Raw genomic sequence first — 3,519 nt, 5'->3', positions numbered from 1 at the left:
TTTTTGAAAAAAAGATCTTTTTTAGGGAGATAGTAACCATTAATGTATAAAAAAAGGAGTGAAAAGTTATGTCTAAAAAAATTTCAAAGAAAAAAGTTAAAGCTCCTTGGTGGGAAGAAATTATAGATACACCTGAAACAGAAGTTATTGAAGAAAATATTTATTTAGATGAAAAATTTATAAAAAATAAAGAATTAGTAAGAATTGATATGAATATAATCCAATTTCCAATTTTTTCTAAAAACACAAGACGAAAAGTAAATCAAATTGTAAAATATTATTTTAATCAGAATAGGGATACATATATTACAGTGAAACCTTCATCAGGGGATTATATTCCTGGTGAAGGAGAAGAAAAAGTTTTCATAGCTTTAATGCAAATTATGAAAGAAAAAGGCATGCCTAGAAAATTTATTGTTACAGCTGGAGAGTTAAAAGAAAAATTAAATTTAAAAACGAAAAGATATATTTACGATATAAAAAAATCTCTTCTTAGACTTTCGGAAACTAATTATAATTTTAAAAATACAATGTATTCATCAGAAAAAAAAGGTGTGTTAAACGAAGAGATTAGTACTCCAATTTTAACTTTGAGAATTATAACTTTGTGTCTTGAAGAGAATCAAAAATATAGAGATATCTTTGATGATAAAAGGGTTAAGGAGATATATGAAATTGAAATTTCAGAACATTTTTATAAAAATATTATAACTAAGGGATACTTAGTTTATAATGGAAATACCCTACTTGGTATAGAATCTACTATAGCAAGAACAATTTATATGTTTGTAGAAAAATTAAGATTTGATAATCTATATTTAAAATTAGATACATTGCATTTAATAAAAAGAATCCCCCTGAAACATAACAAAAGCAATTTATCTAGAACCATAGATATTCTTGAAAAATCTTTTGAAGAATTAAAATTAAAAAAATTAATTGATAATTACAATTTCATAAAAGAATCTACTTGGGAAAAATCAGAAATAGAAATATTTTTCCATGAAGTTTCAATACTTGAAAAACAAGATCGATTTTATGATGATAGAAATGATTTTAGAAAAATTTTAACATCTCTGACAGTTTGTGATATGGAACATGATACTGTCGAGGAGATTACATATCATTCTAAAAATTCTGAAAAGAGCCAAAAGGTTATTAGTACATCAGAATTAGTTGAGAAAATTTTTAATATTATGCCAAATAAAGCAAGAAATTTAAAAACAATGTCAAGATCGATAAAAGAGGCAATTGATACGTATGGATACAAGAAAGTTGAATCTGTGGCTTTGTATATGAAAAAGAAAAAAGTTGAAAAAATCAGAAGCTATTTTTTAAAAGCTTTAGAAAACGATTGGGTAGCAGATGATAAAATAGCGATTAAAAGCTCTGTGGTGCATCAAAAAACGATTAGTCCACAACCTGGCATAAAAACATACACAGAAGACGATGCAGAGCGTTATAACAAATTTGAGAGGCTTTCAGAAGATGTACAAGTAGGAATAGAAAACTATGCCTACAGAGAGTATGTTAAAATTTGTGGTATGAATAGTAAGATTCAAAAGATTGCATTTGCAGGAAGCAGAAAAAAATATATTTGTGAATTTTTAGAAAAACACCCAGAAATTTTAGGGAAAAAAGAAAATTTAAAAAAAATAGAAAATGATCCTATGGAAGACATTAAAGAGATTAAAGAAATGATTAGTAATTCTATTGAAATGGCAGATTTGTTATTTAATTATACTGAGGATGAAAAGAAAAAATTACTAATAACAATTATAAAAAATACGACAAGAATTTTTAATTCTAAGAAATTAACTAAAAATAAATTAGAAAAAATTATAAATGAATATATAGGAATTTAGATAAGAAGAGTACAAGTTAATTTAAGAAAATAATATCTTAAGAATATGCTAGTAAATGCGCTTTTTAATTAGATAAAATTATTAGAAAAACAAAGGCAATTAAGTATGTGATAATTTTAATTATAAACATTAGAACCTCCTAGATAGTACTCTTCTCAAATATTAATATTATATATAATTACTTAGTAATGTCAAATATTTAACTAATATATGATTGTGAATATTTTATTTATTTAATATATTTGACTAGTAAATTTTATAGGAGTATTCTTAATTTGTATCTTAAATATTTATTATTTTTATTGGAAAAAAATATTAAAATTTAAAGCAAATGGAGATGATGTAAGATGAATAAAAATCTTGAAGAGAAAAGAAATCAAACAGTGTCAACAAGTACAAATAATTGGAAAAAAATGAGAGCTCCTAAAATTGATAAAACAGCGATAAGTCCCTATGACCGTTACTGTGATGGATATGGAGCACCTGGTGCTTATGGGAACGGATATGTATCTGTTTTAAAAGTTTCTACAGGAACTGTAAAAAAAACTGATGACTTTTTATTAGATGGAATTGTTTCATATGACAGAGCTGAAATTAATGATGCTTATGTGGGACAAATAAACATGTTAACAGCATCTTCGTTTTGCGGAGTAGCAGGTCAAGTCTGGGGACATGACTTAGCAACACATGATAGTATTGAAAACAATGAAATTGAACCAATATTTACATTAGAGCAATTTGATGGAACTCCATTAAAAGTATATGATGCAAAACCTTTGTTAGAATCTGGAATTGAACTATTTGGAACTGAAAAAAATAGACGTTTTACAACTGCTCCAGGAGCTCATGTAATTTGTGCCAATAAAGGTATTACATCATATAGACCTGAAGAAGGAAAAGCATTGAAAGAAGGAGAAGCATATGGAGTTTGGTGTTTTATAGCTTTATCATTATCAAATGACAGAGATAATTGTGCAGATTTATTTATTGAAGATGCAGGACTTTGGACTAAAAATGATAATTCAGAAGAGCTAAAAAAATTCTTAGAAGATCATAGAAAAGCAGTTGCTTGGTCTATTGTTTCATGTGGTCATGATTCTCATGTGGTATTTGAAAGAACATATGTTGGCTTTTCATATGTTATTATGAAGCCAGGAGAAATAGGAACATCATTAACTTGTGCTCCTTATGTAACTTTAGCAAGAGATGCTGTACCAGAAACAGGTTTCTCAGGTTTAAATAATTTAACTCTATCTAAATGGTTAGAAGAGATGAAGTTTAAATCATTAACAAAATATAATGAAAAATAAAGTTTATATAAATCATAATAAATTTTTAAATATAGATAATTTAAAGATTTTCAATATTTAATTATTTTATTACAAAATACTATATATTTAGATTAAAATAACAATAAAATATTTAAAGGGAAAAAAATAAAAAATATTCAAAAATTTTGAATAAAAATTTTGGCAACTTTTATTCAAATACATTTAACTTTTTAGAATGTTTTTAGTAATTTTTTTATTATTATTGTATCTACTTATAGATTATTAAAATATAGAATATTATTAAAAATGTTATTAGTATTAGTGACTCCTCCATTTAGTATTAATAAGATTATTTATAAAATTATTGTATATTTATACGTTTA

At 25.1% G+C, this 3,519-nt stretch carries 2 protein-coding genes; both read left to right on the top strand.

Going from position 1 to position 3,519, the window contains the following annotated elements:
- Nucleotides 1-68: 68 nt before the first annotated feature.
- Nucleotides 69-1,865 (top strand): hypothetical protein, encoded by a 1,797-nt coding sequence (locus tag Q0V09_RS09330; RefSeq protein WP_297488834.1) that lies wholly within the window; start codon nt 69-71, stop codon nt 1,863-1,865.
- A 347-nt stretch (nt 1,866-2,212) separates the two neighbouring features.
- A complete protein-coding gene (gene hdcA, locus Q0V09_RS09325) occupies nt 2,213-3,175 on the top strand; it encodes a histidine decarboxylase, pyruvoyl type (RefSeq protein ID WP_297405189.1) in 963 nt (320 codons plus the stop codon).
- Nucleotides 3,176-3,519 lie beyond the last annotated feature (344 nt).

Origin of the sequence: uncultured Cetobacterium sp., assembly GCF_947039425.1 — a bacterium.
In the GTDB taxonomy this organism is placed as follows: Bacteria; Fusobacteriota; Fusobacteriia; order Fusobacteriales; family Fusobacteriaceae; genus Cetobacterium_A.
Note: the sequence above shows the minus strand (reverse complement) of the source record. Positions and strands in the feature narration are given on the sequence as shown.